At 53.7% G+C, this 20,716-nt stretch carries 20 protein-coding genes; 11 read left to right on the top strand and 9 right to left on the bottom strand.

Going from position 1 to position 20,716, the window contains the following annotated elements; translation table 11 throughout:
- Positions 1 to 29: 29 nt before the first annotated feature.
- Positions 30 to 1,436, bottom strand: a complete 1,407-nt coding sequence (gene dnaB / locus NXT09_RS07140; RefSeq protein ID WP_010279223.1) for a replicative DNA helicase — start codon at positions 1,434 to 1,436, stop codon at positions 30 to 32.
- Between the two features lie 127 nt (positions 1,437 to 1,563).
- Here dnaB and NXT09_RS07135 point away from each other — a divergent pair, with 127 nt between their 5' ends.
- Both NXT09_RS07135 and NXT09_RS07130 read left to right on the top strand, forming a co-directional pair.
- A complete protein-coding gene (locus NXT09_RS07135) occupies positions 1,564 to 2,550 on the top strand; it encodes a quinone oxidoreductase (RefSeq protein WP_268579265.1) in 987 nt (328 codons plus the stop codon).
- 379 nt (positions 2,551 to 2,929) lie between these two features.
- Entirely contained in the window at positions 2,930 to 4,318 is a 1,389-nt protein-coding gene (locus NXT09_RS07130) for a cytochrome P450 (protein WP_268579264.1), read from the top strand.
- Positions 4,319 to 4,771: 453 nt separating this feature from the next.
- Here NXT09_RS07130 and pspG read toward each other — a convergent pair whose 3' ends face one another.
- Positions 4,772 to 5,044, bottom strand: a complete 273-nt coding sequence (gene pspG / locus NXT09_RS07125) for an envelope stress response protein PspG (RefSeq protein ID WP_010279209.1) — start codon at positions 5,042 to 5,044, stop codon at positions 4,772 to 4,774.
- Positions 5,045 to 5,209: 165 nt separating this feature from the next.
- Positions 5,210 to 6,232 (bottom strand): tRNA dihydrouridine(20/20a) synthase DusA, encoded by a 1,023-nt coding sequence (gene dusA, locus NXT09_RS07120; RefSeq protein WP_268579263.1) that lies wholly within the window; start codon positions 6,230 to 6,232, stop codon positions 5,210 to 5,212.
- A 601-nt stretch (positions 6,233 to 6,833) separates the two neighbouring features.
- Between dusA and NXT09_RS07115 the strand changes: the two genes are divergently transcribed.
- On the top strand, positions 6,834 to 7,130 hold the full coding sequence (locus NXT09_RS07115) for a hypothetical protein (protein ID WP_099606215.1): 297 nt from the start codon (positions 6,834 to 6,836) through the stop codon (positions 7,128 to 7,130).
- Positions 7,131 to 7,184: 54 nt separating this feature from the next.
- On the opposite strand, the gene NXT09_RS07110 is transcribed toward NXT09_RS07115, so the two are convergent.
- Positions 7,185 to 7,841, bottom strand: a complete 657-nt coding sequence (locus NXT09_RS07110; RefSeq protein ID WP_205551528.1) for a DsbA family protein — start codon at positions 7,839 to 7,841, stop codon at positions 7,185 to 7,187.
- Entirely contained in the window at positions 7,829 to 8,710 is an 882-nt protein-coding gene (locus NXT09_RS07105; protein ID WP_014916558.1) for an MBL fold metallo-hydrolase, read from the bottom strand. Before NXT09_RS07105 ends, NXT09_RS07110 begins: the two co-directional genes overlap by 13 nt.
- 107 nt (positions 8,711 to 8,817) lie before the next feature.
- Between NXT09_RS07105 and NXT09_RS07100 the strand changes: the two genes are divergently transcribed.
- Positions 8,818 to 9,738, top strand: coding sequence for a LysR family transcriptional regulator (locus tag NXT09_RS07100; protein WP_268579262.1), 921 nt, complete (start codon positions 8,818 to 8,820; stop codon positions 9,736 to 9,738).
- Positions 9,739 to 9,766: 28 nt separating this feature from the next.
- Here NXT09_RS07100 and NXT09_RS07095 read toward each other — a convergent pair whose 3' ends face one another.
- Positions 9,767 to 10,690: a LysR family transcriptional regulator gene (locus NXT09_RS07095; protein ID WP_103183973.1), complete on the bottom strand. Its 924-nt coding sequence runs from the start codon at positions 10,688 to 10,690 to the stop codon at positions 9,767 to 9,769.
- A 129-nt stretch (positions 10,691 to 10,819) separates the two neighbouring features.
- On the opposite strand from NXT09_RS07095, the gene lysA reads away from it, so the two are divergent.
- Positions 10,820 to 12,082, top strand: a complete 1,263-nt coding sequence (lysA, locus tag NXT09_RS07090) for a diaminopimelate decarboxylase (RefSeq protein ID WP_268579261.1) — start codon at positions 10,820 to 10,822, stop codon at positions 12,080 to 12,082.
- A gap of 59 nt (positions 12,083 to 12,141) precedes the next feature.
- Here the strand turns inward: lysA and NXT09_RS07085 are convergent, their stop codons facing one another.
- On the bottom strand, positions 12,142 to 13,035 hold the full coding sequence (locus NXT09_RS07085; RefSeq protein ID WP_268579260.1) for a DMT family transporter: 894 nt from the start codon (positions 13,033 to 13,035) through the stop codon (positions 12,142 to 12,144).
- A 124-nt stretch (positions 13,036 to 13,159) separates the two neighbouring features.
- On the opposite strand from NXT09_RS07085, the gene NXT09_RS07080 reads away from it, so the two are divergent.
- A complete protein-coding gene (locus tag NXT09_RS07080; protein ID WP_370690908.1) occupies positions 13,160 to 13,753 on the top strand; it encodes a helix-turn-helix domain-containing protein in 594 nt (197 codons plus the stop codon).
- A 53-nt stretch (positions 13,754 to 13,806) separates the two neighbouring features.
- Here the strand turns inward: NXT09_RS07080 and NXT09_RS07075 are convergent, their stop codons facing one another.
- Together NXT09_RS07075 and NXT09_RS07070 are read right to left on the bottom strand one after the other, a co-directional pair.
- Positions 13,807 to 14,820 (bottom strand): LacI family DNA-binding transcriptional regulator, encoded by a 1,014-nt coding sequence (locus NXT09_RS07075; protein WP_268579258.1) that lies wholly within the window; start codon positions 14,818 to 14,820, stop codon positions 13,807 to 13,809.
- A gap of 133 nt (positions 14,821 to 14,953) precedes the next feature.
- Positions 14,954 to 15,331 carry a PTS lactose/cellobiose transporter subunit IIA gene (locus NXT09_RS07070; protein ID WP_268579257.1) on the bottom strand — a complete coding sequence of 126 codons (378 nt, stop codon included), beginning with the start codon at positions 15,329 to 15,331 and terminating at the stop codon, positions 14,954 to 14,956.
- 287 nt (positions 15,332 to 15,618) lie between these two features.
- Between NXT09_RS07070 and NXT09_RS07065 the strand changes: the two genes are divergently transcribed.
- The 5 genes from NXT09_RS07065 (at position 15,619) to NXT09_RS07045 (ending at position 20,142) form a co-directional block, all read left to right on the top strand.
- Positions 15,619 to 16,956, top strand: coding sequence for a PTS sugar transporter subunit IIC (locus NXT09_RS07065; RefSeq protein ID WP_039470177.1), 1,338 nt, complete (start codon positions 15,619 to 15,621; stop codon positions 16,954 to 16,956).
- Positions 16,957 to 16,980: 24 nt separating this feature from the next.
- Positions 16,981 to 18,417: a glycoside hydrolase family 1 protein gene (locus tag NXT09_RS07060; RefSeq protein WP_268579256.1), complete on the top strand. Its 1,437-nt coding sequence runs from the start codon at positions 16,981 to 16,983 to the stop codon at positions 18,415 to 18,417.
- 29 nt (positions 18,418 to 18,446) lie between these two features.
- A complete protein-coding gene (locus NXT09_RS07055) occupies positions 18,447 to 18,764 on the top strand; it encodes a PTS sugar transporter subunit IIB (protein ID WP_010295033.1) in 318 nt (105 codons plus the stop codon).
- 134 nt (positions 18,765 to 18,898) lie between these two features.
- A complete protein-coding gene (locus tag NXT09_RS07050) occupies positions 18,899 to 19,666 on the top strand; it encodes an FCD domain-containing protein (RefSeq protein WP_268579255.1) in 768 nt (255 codons plus the stop codon).
- Between the two features lie 2 nt (positions 19,667 to 19,668).
- Entirely contained in the window at positions 19,669 to 20,142 is a 474-nt protein-coding gene (locus NXT09_RS07045; RefSeq protein ID WP_268579254.1) for a GNAT family N-acetyltransferase, read from the top strand.
- Positions 20,143 to 20,716: the final 574 nt, after the last annotated feature.

Here is a 20,716-nt window from a genome sequence, read left to right as displayed (position 1 = left end):
GTGCAGTGTTGTCATTGCTGAGCGCTGCGTTATTCATCGTCATATTGTGGGCCGGCATAGTTATCAAAGCGCGACCACTGCCCGTTAAAGGTCAAACGAACGGAACCAATCGGGCCGTTACGCTGTTTCCCCAGAATGATTTCAGCGATGCCTTTCAGGTCGCTGTTTTCGTGATAAACCTCATCACGATAGATAAACATAATCAGGTCGGCATCCTGCTCGATGGAGCCGGATTCACGCAGATCCGAGTTAACCGGGCGCTTATCGGCGCGTTGTTCCAGACTACGGTTAAGCTGCGATAGGGCGACGACGGGAACCTGCAATTCTTTTGCCAATGCTTTGAGCGAGCGGGAAATTTCTGCAATTTCCAGCGTACGGTTGTCGGACAGCGACGGCACACGCATCAATTGCAGGTAGTCGATCATGATCAGGCTCAGGCCATCGTGTTCACGGAACACGCGGCGGGCACGGGATCGCACTTCGGTTGGCGTCAGGCCGGAGGAATCATCGATGTACATGTTGCGCTTTTCCAGCAGGATCCCCATGGTGCTGGAAATACGCGCCCAGTCTTCATCGTCTAACTGACCGGTACGAATACGGGTCTGATCCACGCGGGACAGCGACGCGAGCATACGCATCATGATCTGTTCGCCGGGCATCTCCAGACTGAAGATCAATACCGGTTTATCCTGCATCATCGCTGCGTTTTCACACAGGTTCATCGCGAAGGTGGTTTTACCCATTGATGGACGCGCCGCGACGATAATCAGGTCAGATTTCTGCAAGCCTGCTGTCTTTTTATCCAAATCCTGATAGCCGGTAGACACGCCGGTTACGCCGTCGTGTGGGCGCTGATACAGCTGCTCGATACGGGAAACGGTGTCTTCCAGAATACGGTCGATGCTTTTCGGGCCTTCATCTTTGCTGGCGCGGTTTTCGGCGATCTGGAAGACGCGGGATTCCGCCAAATCGAGCAGATCTTCACTGCTGCGACCCTGCGGATCGTAGCCCGCATCGGCGATCTCATTGGCGACGGAGATCATTTCACGCACCACGGCGCGCTCGCGCACGATATCGGCATAGGCACCGATGTTCGCGGCACTCGGGGTGTTTTTTGCCAGTTCGGCAAGATAGGCGAAGCCACCGGCGGATTCCAGCGAGCCTTGCAGTTCGAGCGATTCTGACAGCGTAATCAGGTCAATCGGTTTGCTCATTTCGAGCAGGCGCTGCATTTCGGTGAAGATCAGGCGGTGGGCGCGGTTATAGAAATCGTTCGCGACAACACGCTCGGCGACATTATCCCAGCGCTCATTGTCGAGCATCAGGCCACCCAATACCGATTGCTCCGCTTCCAGCGAATGTGGCGGAAGTTTCAGACCTTCCATCTGGCGGTCACGGGGTTCATTCGATTTATTGGTGGGTCTTTTCTCTGCCATGAAACGGGTTCTTTACCGGTTGATTTGCCATTGGATTAGGGGGCATTGTATATGCCACTCGTCCGAAATAACACAATCCATATCCATAATAGCGACACGATGAACCTGTCAAGGTTGAGGAGATAACATGACAAAACGCGTTCAGTTCCGAGCTTATGGTGGCCCAGAGGTTCTGCAATATGTGGATTTCACGCCTGCCGACCCCGCTGCGGGAGAGGTTCAGGTTGAGAACCGCGCCATCGGCATTAATTTTATCGATACCTATATTCGCAGCGGCCTGTATCCGGTGCCTGATTTGCCTTCCGGGCTGGGAACCGAAGCGGCGGGCGTCGTGACGAAAGTCGGAGCAGGGGTTAGCGTGCTGAAAGTCGGCGATCGCGTGGTGTATGCGCAGTCCGTGCTGGGCGCGTATAGCGACGTGCATAACGTGGTGGCGGAGAAGGTGGCGCTGCTGCCGGATGCCATCAGCTTTGAGCAGGCCGCGGCCTCTTTCCTGAAAGGGCTGACGGTTTACTATCTGCTGCGCCAGACGTATGAAATCAAGCCAAATGAAGTCTTTCTGTTCCATGCCGCGGCGGGTGGCGTTGGGCTGATCGCCTGCCAGTGGGCGAAGGCGCTGGGGGCGAAGCTGATCGGGACGGTGGGCTCTGATGAGAAAGCGGAACGGGCAAAACAGGCGGGTGCCTGGGCAACCATTAATTACCGTACCGAGAATATTGCACAGCGCGTCGCGGAACTGACCGACGGGCAGAAAGTGAATGTTGTGTATGACTCGGTCGGGAAAGATACCTGGGAAGCCTCGCTCGATAGCCTGCGTCGTCGCGGATTGATGGTCAGTTTTGGCAATGCGTCCGGGCCGGTCACCGGCGTCAATCTGGGGATCTTGAACCAGAAAGGCTCGCTGTATGTCACGCGTCCGTCGCTGTTTGGCTACGTGACGAATCGCGCCGAGCTGGAACAAGCCAGCAATGAACTCTTTTCACTGCTCGCCAGTGGGGCGATTACGGTCGATGTGCCGCAGAACCAGAAATTCGCGCTGGCGGATGCGCAAGCGGCTCATCGGGCACTGGAAAGCCGCAGTACGCAGGGATCCTGCCTGCTGATTCCGGGCTAATGGCTCAATGAGGTTATCGCGTTCTGGCGATAACCTCGCTTCTCCCGCCCCTTTTTTCATCCAGGGTAAAGGGCTGCCTACGGTATTACTTCTTAACAAAAAAACCAAAACCTCCTGTTTGTTTTTTAAACACCCCTCTGTAGGATTTGACGAAAAATAGATTAAGACGGTCATTCAGATCTTGTGCCTTGCTCGTTCTCTGCGCCGTACATCAATCCCAATAAGCTAGAGTCGAATGCGTATGTTGCGTTTGGCTGTGAGCATAGGTTCCACGGCATTTTTTCAACATGGTTCTCTCTTTACCTCTTCGCTATCTCGATTGTTGTTTTCACAGGCGATTTCTCGCCTGATTTTGAACACACTAAAGGAGGATGTGAGTATGAGATCCATTAAACGCCTGCCAATGCCCCCTGCCCGAAGCATTCTCGGGCATGTTGATTACCTAAAACGAAGTGATGTTCATTTACAGATGTTGCGGTGGAAAGAGCAGTATGGCCGCTTTTATCGCTTAAGGCTGGGGCTCACGTCCGCGATAGTGATTGCCGACGCGGAATGCATTCGCACCATCATGAAATCCCGCCCCGATGAATTTCGGCGAATCAATAGCATTGAATCTGTGTTTCAGGAAGCCGGGTTGAACGGTGTTTTCTCATCGGAAGGGAAGCGCTGGGAGCATCAGCGCAGGCTGACGGAGCCGATGTTTCAGCCCGCCCATTTGAAATATTTCTATCCCAGCCTCAGGAAGGTGACCGCCCGGCTATCTGACCGTTTCGCGATGCTGGCTGAAACTGGGGAAACCGTTGTCCTCGTGGAAGAATTCAAGCGCTATACGGTTGATATCACGTCATTACTGGCTTTTGGTGAAGACGTGAATACGCTCGAACAGGGGGAGAACCCGCTATCGCAAAGCTTACGCCATCTATTCCCCATGATTAATGCCCGCAGCGGGTCCTTGTTTCCTTTATGGCGGTACATCAGGAGGGAGCGAGATAAGCAGTTCGATGCAAGTCTGAGCCTGATTCGCGAATACGTTGATGGGTTTATTTATCGCCAGCGGAAACGCATCCGGTTAAATCCACAGTTAATGGAAGCGCCTGAAAATATGCTACAGGTGATGCTTGCCGAGCAGAAAAAAGACGGGACGCTGACAGACGACGACATTGTAGCGAATGCGATTACGCTCCTTATCGCAGGGGAGGACACGACGGCGAATACGCTTGCCTGGATGAGCTTTCTCCTGTGCTCGTCGCCTTCGGTAGAAGAGTGCGTTTTTCAGGAGTGCAAAGAGGCGGCTGATGGGGCCGGGGCTATCCTCCCGTGGCCGCTACCGCGTATGCCCTGGCTCACTGCTGTGATGTATGAATCGATGCGGCTCAAGCCTGTTGCACCGCTGCTGTATCTTGAGCCAACGAAGAACACCGTTATTGATGATTTCCAGATCAAAAAAGGCACGCCTCTGTTGCTGATGTTGAATGCGAGCGGGTTTGACGACGCGTTGTTTCAGCAGCCTTATGATTTCGTGCCTGAACGGTGGCTTGAACGCGGAAAGGCCTCTTTTTCCGATCTCCAGCCTTTCGGTGGAGGGGCGCGTATGTGCCCCGGACGGTCGCTGGCATTAATGGAAATTAAGCTGGGGTTTCACGCGCTGTGTAGCGGGTTCCGTGTCGAGGCGCAGCAGCCCGCATCGGACGTCACCGAGACCTTTGCTTTTACGATGTCGCCATCAGGCTTTCGTGTGAAGCTACACAAGCGTGAGTCGTTGCAATAACAAGGGTGGACGTGGTGTGTGAGTGAACGTGCTGAGGTCAGGGAAGGCGGTTGCTGAGCGGCAGAGCCTGACAATAATACCGACTCGTTAAGAGTCGGTATTATTGCCTGAAAGGCCTTGGCCGTTACGCTAATTTCATCAGACTGTATGTAGGGTACAGCGTGGTGAACGTCACGAAAGTGCCGCTGTGCGGCTATTATTTCCCTGACGACGATGAAATCGTGTGGCTTTTTGCCACCATGGTTTATTTACCATGTGTAGTTTGCTCACCGACAATCGGGTGTCAAACTGTGGCGTCATCCTAGCAGCCACATCCGGGAAAAAATATCTGCTGGCGCACACTTTTGTACTAAAACCGGCCGTATTCAAACAAGTTGTTGTTAAACACGGCCTTGCCCGTCATTTGCGCACGCAACTCACTTTCGTGTAACCCAGATTTTTCCCTTTCAGGCATTACCACTCATTTCCGTTGCGCTGGCGATACGTGTATTTGCGATAAGTATAGCGGTGCGAGTTGTAGACAGGTCGACCGCTAAATTTGCGCCACAGCCACACCGCCGCGACGGCTAAAATCAGCCACGGCAGCACCTTTATCGCGATGCTAAACAGCCCACCAATCAACATAAAAAGGGACGCCACAAACAGTGCCGCAATCACGCCCAGCAGTGACACGCCCGTCAACATCAGCATGATAAAAAAGCCAATAACGAAGAAAATTTCCAACATGGTGTGCTCCTGTAGCGGTTAAACCGCAGAGAAAAGTTCTGCGTGCTACATAAGCTATAACAAGAATCGTGCCAAGATGTGCCGCTGGTAAGTGATTGATTTACCAGCGGCGTCAGGAAGAGAAATGACAGAGTGTTGATGAAAAATACTAACTATTAGTATTTTTTAAACCAGATTAACCAGCGCCAGTGCACGCTCTACCACCGCAGCGTCAGCACCGGGTTTGTGGGCGTTTTCACTCAGATAGCGTCGCCACTGACGCGCGCCGGGGATGCCCTGAAACATGCCGAGCATGTGGCGCGTGATGTGGCCTAACGACGCGCCGCCAGAGAGTTCGCGTTCGATATAGGGATACATGTCTCGCACCACGCCAGCGAGATCCGGCGTGGCGGAATTGATGCCAAATAGCTCACGGTCGACCTGCGCCAGAATACCAGGATTCTGGTAAGCCTCACGGCCCATCATCACGCCGTCCAGATGCTGTAAATGCGTTTTGGCTTCTTCCAGCGTTTTGACGCCGCCGTTGATGGCGATAGTGAGCGCCGGGAAATCGCGCTTGAGCTGGTAAACGCGCGGATAATCCAGCGGTGGAATTTCGCGATTCTCTTTCGGGCTAAGGCCCGATAGCCAGGCTTTGCGCGCGTGGACGATAAAGGTATCGCACTCGCCGCGTTCGGCGACGGTTTGAATAAAGTCGCACAGGAATTCATAGCTATCTTGATCGTCAATGCCGATGCGGGTTTTCACCGTAATCGGGATTGAGGTGCTGTCTTTCATCGCCTTGATGCAGTCTGCCACCAGCGCGGCTTCGCCCATCAGGCAGGCACCGAAACGGCCATTCTGTACACGGTCAGACGGGCAGCCAACGTTCAGGTTTACTTCATCGTAGCCTCGCTGTTCTGCCAGTTTGGCACACTGTGCCAGCGCTTGCGGATCGCTCCCGCCGAGCTGTAGCGCCAGCGGGTGTTCTTCTTCGCTGTAGGCCAGATAGTCGCCTTTGCCGTGAAGAATCGCGCCTGTCGTCACCATTTCGGTATACAGCAGCGTCTGGCTAGTCAACTGGCGAAGAAAATACCGGCAATGGCGATCGGTCCAGTCGAGCATCGGCGCGATGGAGAAGCGGTTAAGGCGAGAAGCGCGGGAGTCGGTGGATACCGTGTTGTGTGTACCTGATTTTACGTCGGTCATGGTTTGTCAGTTATCGTTTCGTGTGTCTGGCGGTGTTGTCTGAGGTTATCTGTGCTGGCGCTGACTATAGCACAGGGTGCGGGTCATGACTGATAGCTATCTTACTCAGGGTTAGGGAACTGGTGTCTTTAGTGCACAACAATCTGAGATCAATAAATATGAATCACGCCGCTGTTAGCGATGTATTACGGGTACTGGCTCAGACTTGTTCCGGCTGTGTTCTGTGCTCGAACAGGGTTAAACCAGTGTGTTGCATTAATCGATTGAACTCACAGCCAAAAGCGGACGTTAACATCACTTCTTGACGTTCTCCTTTTGCCAGTGCCATTTCTTAACGAGTACCTAAACTTCCGTCGTCGGTTTACGTGCAGAGTTTTGCTTTAGGCAGGATTCATCGGTACAACATTGGAAGGTTTTCAGGTAGGTTAAATTGTTTAATTCAACCCTAAAAGCACTAACAAGTTTCTGAAGGTGTGGCTAGAGGGGCGTTGTGATAACTGCTGGTATTTAAAAACTTTTTTCAAAAAATCATGATCGTTATCAATAGTATTTTTGGGCGTGTTCTTTAATCTGCCAAGAGGTTCTTCTCTAACTAAAAATCATGAAAAAAATACTGATAATAGCCTTATGCCTATTAATGACAGGTTGTGCTGCGCGTGACGATCAAGGTCAGATTATCCATAATGCCGATGGGAGTGAAAAAATTAGTTTTTGGAGAACAACAGGGCTTATTGTTGGTGTACCGCTATTCATTTTGAGCGTAGTAGTCGCTGCTGAATCCGATGATGAGGATTCAAAGAATGACTACCCAGGAAGGTGTCGCTATGAGTACGATATTGCAATTGATGGTTCTAGGTGTGGTTTGAGAGCTACAGATTCACGTCTTGGCGGTTATTAAAAGAAAAGGGAGCAGGCCGTTGGCGTGCTCCCTTATGAAGGTTGATACGGATGCTTATGCGGTCGCGTGGTTGACCATCTGTGTCAGCACCTTGCGCCATGCGTCTACCTGACCCAGATAGTTTGAGGCTGGGATTTGCTGGAAATTCCCGTTGGCGTCTTCCAGCGCAAAAGTAGGGAAGCCTTGTCCACGTACTTTCGCCAGTAATTCCCGGCTAGCGCTGATGTGCTTTGACAGCGTTTCTGCCTGAATAAAAGCGAACTCGGTGCTGAAAGCCTCGCCATCCAGACCGATTGCTTCCGCGCACTGACGCAGCACGGCGGCGTCGACGATTTTTAGCCCGGAAACGTAGTGCGCACGCTCGATCTCGTGCAGCATCACCATGCCTTTATCATCCATCGCTTCTGCCGCGAGTACGGCAGCCGTCGGTGGCGCGGAATCCAGCACCACGCTGGTGTCGCGCAGTAGCCCTTCGTAATACGCTTCCCCGAAGGTCTGCCCGGTCATTTGCGCAATGCGGCGATCGTGGGGGATCACGTAATCGTGCCACTCTGGGGTGATGGTGCGGCTATTGCTGCCGGTCATCATACCGCCGCCGTGGAGGATCAGATCCAGCCCGTCAATCTCCAGCGCTGCCAGTGCGAGTGGGGCGGCGCCGTAGCACCAGCCGCACAACGGATCGTAAATGTAATGCAGTCTTACTGTGGCCACTTCATTTCACCTTTCAGGACTTTGGCGCTCAGTTCAAGACCCGACTCTTCTTTCAGCGTCGGGTAGTGTTTTTTCATTGCTGCGATCAGTTCGGCAGAATCTTTGCTTTTTGCCAGCTCTTTTTCCACCGTATCCAGATATTGCAGCGTAAACGTCACGTTTTTCAAGGTGTAATCCGTTGGCGCGATAAAGTGACCCGGCACGACGGTGGTTGGCTTCAGCGCTTCAATGGATTTCAGTGTGTCACGCCAGTGAACGCGAGATTCTGGCGTTTGGGTATCGGCAAGCCAGACGTGGATGTTGGCAGATACCGGAATACCGCCGACTACGGCTTTCAGCGAAGGGATCCAGACGTAAGTGCGATCCGGCGTTGGCCCTTTCAGTCCTTTCACTTCCAGTTTTTTGCCGTCAACGGTAAAGCTATCGCCTTCAAGCGCTTGAGGAACCACGATCTCTTTCGGCGCGTTCTCTTTCAGTACTGGGCCCCAGTGCGCCACTTTGCCGTCTTTGCTGGCGTTGATCGCATCGATGGTCGCCTGAGTCGCAATAATTTTCGCGTCTGGGAACGCGGCTTTAATCACGTCCAGACCGAAATAGTAGTCAGGGTCAGAATGGCTGATATAGACGGTGGTCAGTTTTTTTCCGGTGGCCTTGATGCGATCAACCAGCGTTTGGGCATCGTTACGCTGGAACTGCGCATCGATCAGCGCGACTTCTTTATCGCCGCTGATAATTTCAGAAGAAACCGGGAATATGCTGGCTTCACCAGGATTAAACACGTCGATTTTTAACTCGGCGGCGTTAGCCGCAGAAGCCAGACCCAGCGATGCAGCGAGTAAAGACACGGTAAAAGCGATAGATTTAGACATGGTGATACTCCACAGGTATGACAGAAAGTGGGATCATGTTATGTTGCATTAATCGTACGAAAAACCGCAAAACGGGCAATTGTTTGTTGCATAAAACGGACTAATTTATGGATCGCATTACGGCTGCTGAAGTGTTTGTAACGATTATAGACCGAGGTAGCATGATTGCGGCGGCAGAGACGCTGGATATGTCTCGGGCGATGGTGACGCGCTATCTGGCGGAGATGGAAGCATGGGCAGGAGCGCGGCTATTGCATCGCACCACGCGCAAGCTGAGCCTGACGGATGCGGGTGAAAAAACGCTGGCACGCTGTCGGGAAATGCTGGCGCTGACGGCGGATATGCGCGTCGAGGCCGATACCGACGATGCTACGTTAAGCGGTTTGCTGCGCGTCAGCTGTTCGCAGTCGCTGGCGCAGGGCGCGCTCGGTATGGCGATAACGACTTTTCTGCGGCGGCATCCTCGGGTCGCTATCGATCTGCAAATGAATAACCGAACGGTGAATCTGGTTGAGGAACGTATCGATCTGGCGCTGCGCATCACCAACGAGCTGGATCCCAATCTGATTGCCCGGCCACTTTCAAGCTGTGAGTCGGTGCTGTGTGCATCGCCTGCTTATCTGAATGAACACGGGATTCCGCGACAGCTGACCGATCTCTCGATTCATAACTGCCTGACCTACACCTATTTCGGCAAAAGCCTGTGGCATTTTTCCCGCGGTGATGAAAAGTTTACGATTCCCGTTAGCGGTAACCTGAGCGGCAACGAGTCGCTGGTGCTGCTGGCGGGCGCGCTGGAAGGGGCCGGCATCGCGCTGCAACCGCGCTATTCTGTGGCACCTTATCTCGCTAGCGGACAACTGGTGGCGCTGTTGCCGGAATACCGCCCGCAGGCGATGGGGATTTACGGTATTTACACCTCGCGCCGCCAGATGCCTGCTGCGCTGCGTACCCTGTTGGATTTTCTGGTGGAATGGTTTGCTCACGATCCTCGCTGGCGGGCGCTAGCACAGCCATTGGCGATGTGACGGCGCTAATCACAAGCGAATCATGTTATTAGCGCTGTAAGACCTGCTCCAGACGTGAAGGCACATCGGCGGCATACTGCTTGAGTTGATCAATCACGGTATCGACCAGCGCCGAAGCAGGGCGGTGCAGCGGACGAATCAGGCTGACCGTAAAAGGCACGTCGATGCTGAAAGGCCGCACGACCACGCCGGAGGCGGCATAATCCAACGCGGTGAGCGGGTTAACGATCGACAGCCCGATACCCGCCCGCACCATCGCACACACTGACGCCGCGCTGTGGGTTTCGAGCACCATCCGGCGCGACACGCCCTGTTCCTGAAACAGCTTGTCCAGCAGTTGGCGATAGCTGTCGGCGCTCGACAGGCTGATAAAGGGTTCATCGGCAAAATCCTGCGGCGTGAGCACCGCTTTTTGCGCCAGCGGATGCCCTGCAGGCAGCACGCACACTTCATTGAGCAACATCAGCGTTTGCCGCTCGGTACCCGCTGGCGTGAGGCTGTTTTCCGTTAAGCCCAAATCGTGGCGCTGGGCAGACAGCCACTCTTCCAGCAGCGGCGATTCCTGTGGAATGATGTGCAGATTAAGCAACGGATAGCGCGCGAGCAGCGGCTTGCAGGCGTCGGGCAGCAGCGACTGTGAGAACACGGGAAGGCAGGCAATCGAAAGCTGCGCCTGCTGAAAACGGCGAATATCGCTGGCGGCGTTGATAATTCGATCCAGCCCATAATACGAGCGCTGCACTTCTTCAAACAGCTGTAGCCCCTGCGCGGTGGGGTAAAGCCTGCCGCGCAGTCGTTCGAACAGCGTCATCTGAATCAGTTTCTCAAAACGTGCCAGCTCGCGGCTGACGGTCGGTTGCGACGTGTTCAGCAGATCTGCTGCTTCCGTCAGATTCCCGGTCGTCATAACCGCATGGAAAATTTCGATGTGCCGTAAGGATATTGTCATGATGTTTTCCCTCTACCCATATCAAAAATGAATAGAGTCTGCTTAAAACGATATTTGTTTACCGGAAAGGTAACAACGTATAGTCCATTCAGCCACTTTTAATACATTTATGCATGACTTTTGGTAACTATTATGCCTCACGATCTGAATGACGTAACACACGCCCTGAACGCGCAAAGCCTGCGTGAACTGCCTGCCCGCTTTGGTTGCCCGGTTTGGGCCTATGACGCGCAGACTATCGTTAACCGCATCGCCCAACTGCGCCAGTTCGACACAATCCGCTTCGCGCAGAAGGCGTGTTCCAACACGCACATTTTGCGCCTGATGCGTGAGCAGGGTGTGAAAGTGGATTCGGTATCGCTGGGTGAGATCGAGCGTGCGCTGATTGCAGGATTTGTGCCGGGCACCGACGCGCATGAGATCGTGTTTACTGCCGATCTGCTGGATCGCCCGACGCTGCAACGCGTTTCTGAACTGAACATTCCGGTGAACGCCGGCTCGGTCGATATGCTGGAACAACTGGGGCAGCAGTCGCCGGGGCATCCGGTGTGGCTGCGCGTGAATCCGGGCTTTGGTCATGGTCACAGCCAGAAAACCAACACCGGCGGCGAGAACAGCAAGCACGGGATCTGGTACGGCGATCTGCCGCTGGCGCTGGCGCACATTCAGCGCTATCAGCTGAAGCTGGTGGGAATCCACATGCACATTGGTTCCGGCGTTGATTACGGCCATCTGGAGCAGGTGTGTGAGGCGATGGTGCAGCAGGTCGTTGAGCTGGGTCAGGATATCGAGGCGATTTCAGCGGGCGGCGGGCTGTCGATTCCCTATCGCCACGGCGAAGAAGCGATTGATACCGAACACTATTACGGGCTGTGGAACGCGGCGCGTGAGAAAATTGCTGCGCATCTCGGCCATCCGGTGACGCTGGAAATCGAGCCAGGACGTTTTCTGGTCGCGGAATCCGGCGTGCTGGTGGCGGAAGTGCGGGCGATAAAATCCATGGGAAGTCGCCACTTTGTGCTGGTCGATGCTGGATTTAACGATCTGATGCGTCCGGCGATGTACGGCAGCTATCACCATGTTTCTCTGCTGCCGGGTGATGGCCGCGATATCAGTCAGTCCACGCTGCTCGATAGCGTGATTGCCGGGCCGCTGTGTGAGTCTGGCGATGTGTTTACCCAGCAGGCGGGCGGCGGCGTGGAAACGTTCGCGCTGCCGGATGCGCAGGTTGGCGACCATCTGGTGTTCCACGACACCGGCGCGTACGGCGCATCCATGTCCTCGAACTACAACAGCCGTCCGCTACTGCCGGAAGTGCTGTTTGAAAATGGTGAACCACGCCTGATTCGCCGTCGCCAGACGCTGGACGAACTGCTGGCGCTGGAAGCGCTTTAATCGGGATTATTCGGCTGGATTGGGGGAGAAGCCTTCTGCTTTTCCTCCGAACGTACAGTCTAACGCAGGCGATCCCTTTTCCTGTTGAGGGGTATACGCCAGCCAAACGTCATTCCGGCGGCGGACAGCAGAATAGCGACCGCCCCGGCAAGCTGCATCATGTCCAGCCGATGCCCAAAGGCTACCCAATCGACCAGTGCGGCGATAACGGGATAGATAAACGACAGTGCGCCAACCAGCGCGGTCGGGATCTTCTGGATCGCGCTGTATAACAGCGTCGACATCAGCCCGGTATGGATCACGCCAATCGCCACAAGCATTCCCCACTGTGAAGTCGTAGGAGAAGCAGGCATTGCCGCGAAGGGGACAAGCACCACGACGCCAACGAGCAGCTGTATCAACACCAGCAGGTGCGGCGGGATCCCTGACAACTTTTTCGTTATCGCAGCTGCCACGGCGTAGAAGAATGCCGCACCTAATGCCATCAGCACGCCGGACAGATAGCCTTTGCCATCGCTGTCGGCCCCCGTTTGGGCGCTGACGATCAGGACGATGCCGCCAAAGGCGCACAGTAACCAGCTGGTTTTGTTGAGGGTCAGCGCTTCCCTGAAAAAGATCGCGCCTAGTCCCACCAACATGAAGGGCTGCGTGTGATAAACCACGGTGGCGACGGCGATAGACGCATGCGCATAAGCGCCAAATAGCAGCGTCCAGTTGAGCACCAGTGCCAGGCCGCCGAGTACGGCAATGCCAGCCTGCTTTCTGCTAATGATGCCTCGCCGCAGTAAGCCCAATAGCCCGCAGACGATTAACATCGTCAATGCGCCGAACGCGCAGCGCCAGAAAACGGCTGTCATCGCAGGTTGCCCTGCCGTTAAAACGAACCAGCCAACCGTACCGGAAATGATCATCGCGATAGTCATTTCTATCGTGCCGCGAGTCTGGGGTGTCATCTTTTTTTCCTGCCTGTCAGTGTGAAAAGTGTGCTGCTATAGCGAACAAAATTTTTTATAATGAACAACAGGACAAAATAATGAACACAAACCATTTGTTCGTCAAGTCGAACAAATGGACATTATGGTGAACGCTATGACGATCGATAATCAGGAAAATGGCGCGCAGGAAATCACGCCTATTGCACGGCTGGCCGTTGCTATTCGGCGTGAGCGTGAGCGGTTAAACCTGTCAGTCACCGAGCTGGCAAAGCGCGCAGGGCTGGCAAAATCAACGCTTTCGCAGCTGGAAACCGGGATCGGCAATCCAAGTCTGGAAACGCTCTGGGCGCTGGCGATGGCGCTTGACGTGCAGGTCAGCCAGTTGATTGGTCAGTCTCGCCAGCACGTACAGGTGATTCGGGCTAATGAAGGCGCAACAACCTATTCGGAGCAGGCAAACTATGCCGCAACGCTGCTGGCGGCATGTCCGGCAGGCGCGCACCGTGATATCTATCGGCTGAAGGTGCAACCGGGAGAAGCCAGAGTCTCCCAACCGCATAAACCGGGGACGATCGAACACGTGATTCTAAGCAGCGGTCGCGCCAGAATTGGGCCTGTCGCACAGCCCGTTGAACTGAGCGCGGGGGACTACATCAGCTACTCCGCTGATGTCCCACACCTGTTTGACGCGCTGGAAGCGGATACGAGCGCGGTGATGCTGATTGAGCATGGCTAAAGAGGCAAACCCCGTGCAGGCTGTTTGCGCGGGGCGTAATTTTACGGTGAGCTTTACTTAGCGTAGTACGGCCCTTTCTGTACCGACTCGCGCAGCTTAAGTTCGCCGGTGAAGGGTTGTAGCGGGTTGACGTCTTTGCCTGCGATCAGATCCAGCACTTGCGTAATCGCGGTGGCAGCCATTTCTTCAATCGGCATGTAGACGGTGGAAAGAGAAGGGTGCAGATAGGTCGCGCAGGGTTCGTCGTCAAAGCCGAAAACGGAGACATCCTGCGGTAATTTTTTCCCCGCCTCGTACAGCGCTTTCATTGCGCCAATCGCCATGTGATCGTTGCTGACAAACAGCGCGCTAAAGCTGACGCCGCTGTCCAGAAGCTGGCGTGCGGCCTGATAGCCACTGGCGACCATGCTGGTTCCGTGCGCTACCCGCCGAGGATCAACCTCGATCTGATGGGCGGTTAATGCCTGCTGATAGCCCGCGAGTCGCGCTTGCGCCGTCGGCGTTTTCATCGGTGCGGTGATAAAAGCGATCTCACGGTGGCCCTGCTCAATCAGGTAATTAACCACATCAAACGCGGCCTGCTGCTGGCGGAAGAAAATACAGCGTTCGCGCGCCTGCGGCAGATCGCGATTCATCACGATCATTGGAATAGTCAGCGTGTCGAGCAGCGTCATGAGGTCCGATTCGGACATATAGCGGGTGTAGAGGATAATGGCATCGCATTGTCTGTCAGACAGAAGCTGCACTGCGCGATGCTCATCTTCCGGCGTATCATGCCCGTCGGTGACGATCAGGTGCTTACCGTTGCTTTCCGCGATATCCGCTGCACGGCGCAGCAGGCGGCCAAAGTAGGGGCCGTCAAAATTGGAAATAACGAGACCAATGCTGTTTGAAGTACGACGAGCCAGCGAACGCGCCAGAAAATTAGGACGGTAGCCTAGCTCCTCCATTGCCTGAAATACGGCATCGCGTGTTGCCTGTTTGACCTGACCCGTGCCGTTGAGCACTCTGGAGACGGTCGCTTTAGACACTCCTGCACGTCTTGCCACCTCAAGCATGGTTTTCATCGCTGCACCTTCATTGAGTATGATGACGGGCTAAAAACGCCTATCCATCCCTGTTACGAACATCATGCGCCATGTTACCACAGGCATATTGTTGGATTTAACGCCTGATGTTCGTTTCTCAACCAGATTTTTGTCAATTTTGTGATGCAGCCATTTCACGGCGTAACAAGACAATCTCTTCCGCCATTTCACGGCGTAACAAGACAATCTCTTCCGCCAAATCCCGGCATAGCATGGCAGTCATCAGATGATCCTGCGCATGTACCATGATCAGGTTGACGGGCACCTTGCCTTCCCCTTCGTCCAGACCGATCAGCCGTGTTTGAACGCGGTGAGCCGCACGAGCCGCTTCTTGTGACGCCGCGAGCAGATTGTCAGCCTGTTGCCACTCTCGTTGGCGCGCCGCCTGAATGGCCATCATGGCGTTTGAGCGCGCTTCACCCGCATTAATCAGCAGTTCCATCACGGTTTGTTCCATATCGAATGCTGGAACGTTTTCTGTGTCTTTCATCGTAGGTTTCCTTATCGCAGTCAGGAAAGCAGCCCAAGTTGGTTGAGAACTTATTGTGGCTGACAATCTATGTAGCTGAGAAATTATGGTATGCCAAAAATCACATTTTCATCATATTGGAATTCCAATATCGTCTTGTGAGAATCATGTCACAGAAAAATAATTCATTATGGTTGATTTTTGGTATGCCAAACGCGAAAGCGCGGTACCTGCATTTACCCTGCGCGTAACGGCCATCCCGCGTGTCACACGCGATATAACAATATGATGATGAAAGAGGTGGTGTTATGTCACTTAAGGACCAACTGATTGATTCATTGGGCTCCTTTGCCAATAAATTTAACAGTCTGCGTTACATTATGGCGATTAAGGCATCCTTTATTACGCTGATGCCTGTCATTATCGTCGGGGCGTTTTCCGTTCTGATTTCCAACATGGTAATGGATCCGAAAAATGGTCTGGCCAGTTTTTCGATGTTTTCGTTTCTGGCGGAACTGAAACCGATTATGAGCGGGATTAACTACGCCACGCTCAGCTTTCTGACTATCGGTGCCGTCTTCCTGATTGGTATCGAGCTTGGGAAGATTAACGGTTCACGCGGGCTGTTTCCCGGCCTGCTGGCGGTGATCTGCTTTATTGCCGTTACGCCAACCACGATCGAAATGGCCGTCAACGGGCAGATGATGGTGGTGAAAGACGTGCTGGCGAAACAGTTCTCCGATACCAAAAGCCTGTTTTTGGGGATGTTCATCGCCATCCTGTCTGTCGAGATGTATACCAAGCTGCAAAATGTCGATCGGCTACAGATTAAAATGCCAGACAGCGTGCCGCCCAACGTCGCAGCCTCTTTTTCTGCGCTGTTTCCTTCCATCATCACGGTGGTTGCCATCGCCACCTTTGGGTTTGTGTTTCACCGCGTGACGGGCATGTACCTGTATGACGCCGTTTATAAAGTCGTGCAGCAGCCGCTGGAATCCGTGGTGCAAAGCCTGCCTGGTTTACTGGTGCTGATGTTTGTCGCTCAGCTGTTCTGGGTGATCGGGATTCACGGCAACCAGATGATTAAACCGATTCGTGAACCGCTATTGCTGGGGGCGATTGCCGTCAACATGACCGCGTTCGAGCAGGGGCATGAGATACCGAACATTATCACCATGCCGTTCTGGGATGTGTACATGAGCATCGGTGGTTCCGGCCTGACCATTGGTCTGCTGCTGGCGGTGATGATTGCTTCCAAGCGCAAAGAGATGAAAGAGATCGCCAAAATTTCTTTCGGCCCCAGCGTGTTCAATATTAATGAGCCGGTGATTTTTGGTATGCCGATTATGCTCAACCCGATTCTGGCTATTCCTTTCATTATCACACCGTTAGTGACGGGCACGATTGGCTATTTCGCCACCAGCATGGGGTTTGCGGGCAAAGCGGTGGTGATGGTGCCGTGGACGACACCGCCGATCATTAACGCCTGGCTGTCGACAGCGGGATCGATGGGGGCTGTCGCGACACAGATCGTATGCATCATCGTCGCGATGCTGATCTATCTGCCGTTTGTCAAAGTGGCGTCCCGTCGTGCCGAGCTGGCGCAGTTGGAAGCAGAAAAGCAGGCCGCAGCGGAAAAAGCCTGAAACGGACGAGAGGAGAGGTAACGCATGAGTAAGGTTGCACTGACTATTCCACCGGATTTTATTCTGGGCGCGGCGGCATCGGCATGGCAAACGGAAGGATGGAGCGGCAAGAAAGCCGGGCAGGATTCCTATCTGGATCTCTGGTACAAGCAGGATCGCCAGGTCTGGCACAACGGCTACGGCCCGGCGAAAGCGACAGATTTCTTTAATCGCTATCGGGAAGACGTGGCGCTGATGAAGCTGGCAGGGCTGACGCACTATCGTACGTCGATCAACTGGTCACGCTTTATGCTGGACTATGAGAAAGGCATCGTCGATGAAGAGTACGCGGCCTATATCGATAACCTGCTGGATGAAATGCACCGGCAGGGGATCGAGCCGATGATCTGCCTTGAACATTACGAGCTACCCGCCTGCCTGCTGGAGAAGTATCAGGGCTGGTCATCCAAGCAGGTAGTGGAGTGGTTTGTGCTGTACGCCGACGCGGTTTTCGCCCGCTATGCCGGAAAAGTGAAGCGCTGGTTTACCTTCAATGAGCCGATTGTGGTGCAGACGCGCGTTTATCTGGACGCGCTACGCTACCCTTATGAGCAGAACACGCACACGTGGATGCAGTGGAATCACCATAAGAATCTGGCGACGGCAAAAGTGGTGCAGCGGTTTCGACAGCAGGGCTATCACCGGGATGGCGGTTCGATCGGTGTGATCCTCAACCCTGAAGTCACGTATCCACGTTCCCGAGCGGCGCACGATGTGAAAGCGGCGCACCTTTACGATCTGTTCTATAACCGGGTTTTCCTCGATCCGGTGTTAAAGGGCGAATATCCGGCGGAGCTGGTGGCGCTGCTGGCGCAGCATCAGGTGAAGTGGGATTACACGGAAGAAGAGCTGGCGATCATTCGGGAGAATACGGTCGATGAGGTGGGGATCAACCTGTATTACCCACATCGGGTCAAAGCGCCTAGCCGTGAGTGGAACAAAGAGACACCGTTCCATCCGGCCTATTATTACGAGCATTTTGAGCTGCCGGGGCGTCGCATGAACACCTCGCGTGGCTGGGAGATCAATCCCAAAATCATTTACGACATGGCGAAACGCATAGAGCGCGACTACGGCAATGCGCCGTGGTTTGTGGCGGAAAACGGCATCGGTATCGAGAACGAGGCGCGCTTTAAAGACGATGCGGGCGTGATTCAGGACGATTACCGCATCGCGTTTATTGCTGAGCACCTGTACTGGACGCTGAAGGCGAAGGAAGAGGGCGCAAACTGCCGCGGCTACATGCTGTGGGCCTTTACCGACAACGTCTCACCGATGAACGCGTTTAAAAACCGCTACGGATTGATCGAAATCGATCTGGAACAGGATCGGCAACGGCGGCCGAAAAAATCCGCCGCCTGGTTTCGTCAGCTACACGACACGCGTCGGCTCGAATTGACGCTGGATGATGAAGAGAAATAGGTGCAGATAACCAAAATGAGGAATGGAATATGAAAAGAATCGTACTGGCCTGCTCAGCAGGAATGTCGACCTCACTGGTGGTCACCAAGATGGAGAAGGAAGCAGAAACGCGGGGAATGGAGCTGAAGATCTACGCGATCCCAGAGCAAAATTTGCGTGATGAGTTGCAGGAATTTGGCGGCGACATCATTGCGGTTCTGCTGGGGCCGCAGGTGCGCTTCAAGCTTAACGAAAATAAAAAGCTGACGGACGGCTACCAGATTCCTATCGCGGTGATCGACCCTGTCGCCTACGGCACATTAAATGGCGCAAAAGTACTGGATCAGGCGCTGAGTTTGGTAAACTAGCGCGCTACCGCTGTGTCAGTACGCGGCTGTAGACGTGCCTGTCATCATTCAAGTTGCAGCTTGAAGTATGACGGGCACAATCAGAGCGGGCCTGACGCCCGCACTCAGAGCGACAGTGCATGTAGGGTGAAAGCGTGGCGAAGGATGTGGTTCTGCAAGAGAAGAAGCAATATCAGGAAATCGGTTGTGATTTACGCCAGAAGATTCAGTCAGGGGATTACCCCGTCGGATCGCGCCTTCCTCCTGAACGAAATATTGCGGAAACCTATGGTGTTAGCCGGACGATAGTGCGCGAAGCGCTGCTGATGCTCGAACTGGAAGGCACAGTCGATATTCGTCAGGGCTCCGGGGTTTATGTCTTGCGTATTCCTGATGAAGACGACACGGCAGAGGGTGGTAAAAACCATATCGGCGCGTTTGAAATGCTACAGGCTCGCCAACTGCTGGAAAGCAATATTGCGGCGTTTGCGGCCCGCATGGCAACGCGTGCGGATATCGAAAACCTGCGTAAGACGCTGGAACAAGAGCAGGCCGCGATTGCCGGAAAAGATTACCGTGGCGATTTTGATCGCCTGTTCCATCTGCAAATTGCTGGTGCGACGCAAAACCAGATGCTGCTGGAAACGGTCAGCAATATCTGGGCGTGCCGTGACGATAACGCGCTCTGGCAGCAGCTCTACACGCACGTCGGGACGCAGGGCTATCGCCTGAAATGGCTGGCGGATCATCAGGCTATTCTGGCGGCGCTGCGGCGTCGCGATGTGTCTGGGTCTTATCAGGCGATGTGGCAGCACCTCGAAAACGTCAAAAATACGCTGATGGAAATCTCTGACGCCGATGCGCCAGAGTTTGACGGCTATTTGTTTGATTCTGTGCCGATCTTCCAGGGGAAACTGGTGTAATTATGGCGGACGTATCTAGCGTGAAAATTGTTTATCTGGCGGATCGTCCTCAGCATCAGGAACAGGTGATTGACTGGATTTGGCAGTCGTTCGGCAGCCAGAACAGCCGTGAATTCTTTGCCAGCGTGGTGCGCAATAGCCTGAACCCAGAGGCGCTGCCGCTGACGTTTATCGCGCTGGAGGGCGAGCGCTTAGTCGGGACGGTGGGATTATGGCGCTGCGATTTAATCAGCCGACAGGATCTGACGCCCTGGCTGGCATCGCTGTACGTGGAAGAAAGCCAGCGTGACAAAGGGTTGGGTATCGCGCTGCAACAGCACGTACTGGATTTCTGTCGCCGTCAGGGCTTTGACGATCTCTATTTGTTCGCCACGTTTAGCGGCTATTACGAAAAACACGGTTGGCGTTACATCGGCGACGGGCTGGACTATCCAGACAAAGCCGTGCGCCTGTATCACCAGTCACTATCAAGCTAGAAAACGCGCTAAAAGGCGACTGCCTTACATGATTCACCAGAATCTTACAGTTGGTTGCACTTATAGAATAACTCTTTCGATTCATCGCTGGTGAAGCGATGCGGCGATCTTTAGAGTTACAAGTCCCAGAGGTATTGATTGGTGATATATCGATGTGCTCTGTACATTGAAACCATTTGATTACACCAACCTACGCGGATGCGTAGGTTTTTTTTTGCCTAAATTTAACGTTGGCGGTTGATGCGGTAAAGGATCTGTCTGGGGGAAGGAAAGAATATCGCGCTATGACGGGGAGCACCATAGCGCGAAAGGTCAGTTGAGGTGGCTACCGATAGAAAGGCAGCCGCTCAACAGGAACGTCGCAGCGATACAGCCGGCAAGAAATAGATTTTTCATACGTTCTCCACGTAGTATAAACGCGCTTGTATGCTTGAACTAAAACAAAGAAACACAGCCGCTTAGCATAAATGCTGATGCGACGCAGCTAAGTAGAAATAGACTTTTCATCTTTTTTTCTCCTGACATGAGAGGGTAGTTTTTTTCATAAATAAACTGTACGGTATAGTTTTAATTT

The organism is Pectobacterium jejuense, from assembly GCF_026800125.1.
GTDB classification, from domain to species: Bacteria; Pseudomonadota; Gammaproteobacteria; order Enterobacterales; family Enterobacteriaceae; genus Pectobacterium; species Pectobacterium jejuense.
The sequence above is the reverse complement of the archived record's forward strand: the minus strand, read 5'-3'. Positions and strand labels throughout refer to the sequence as shown.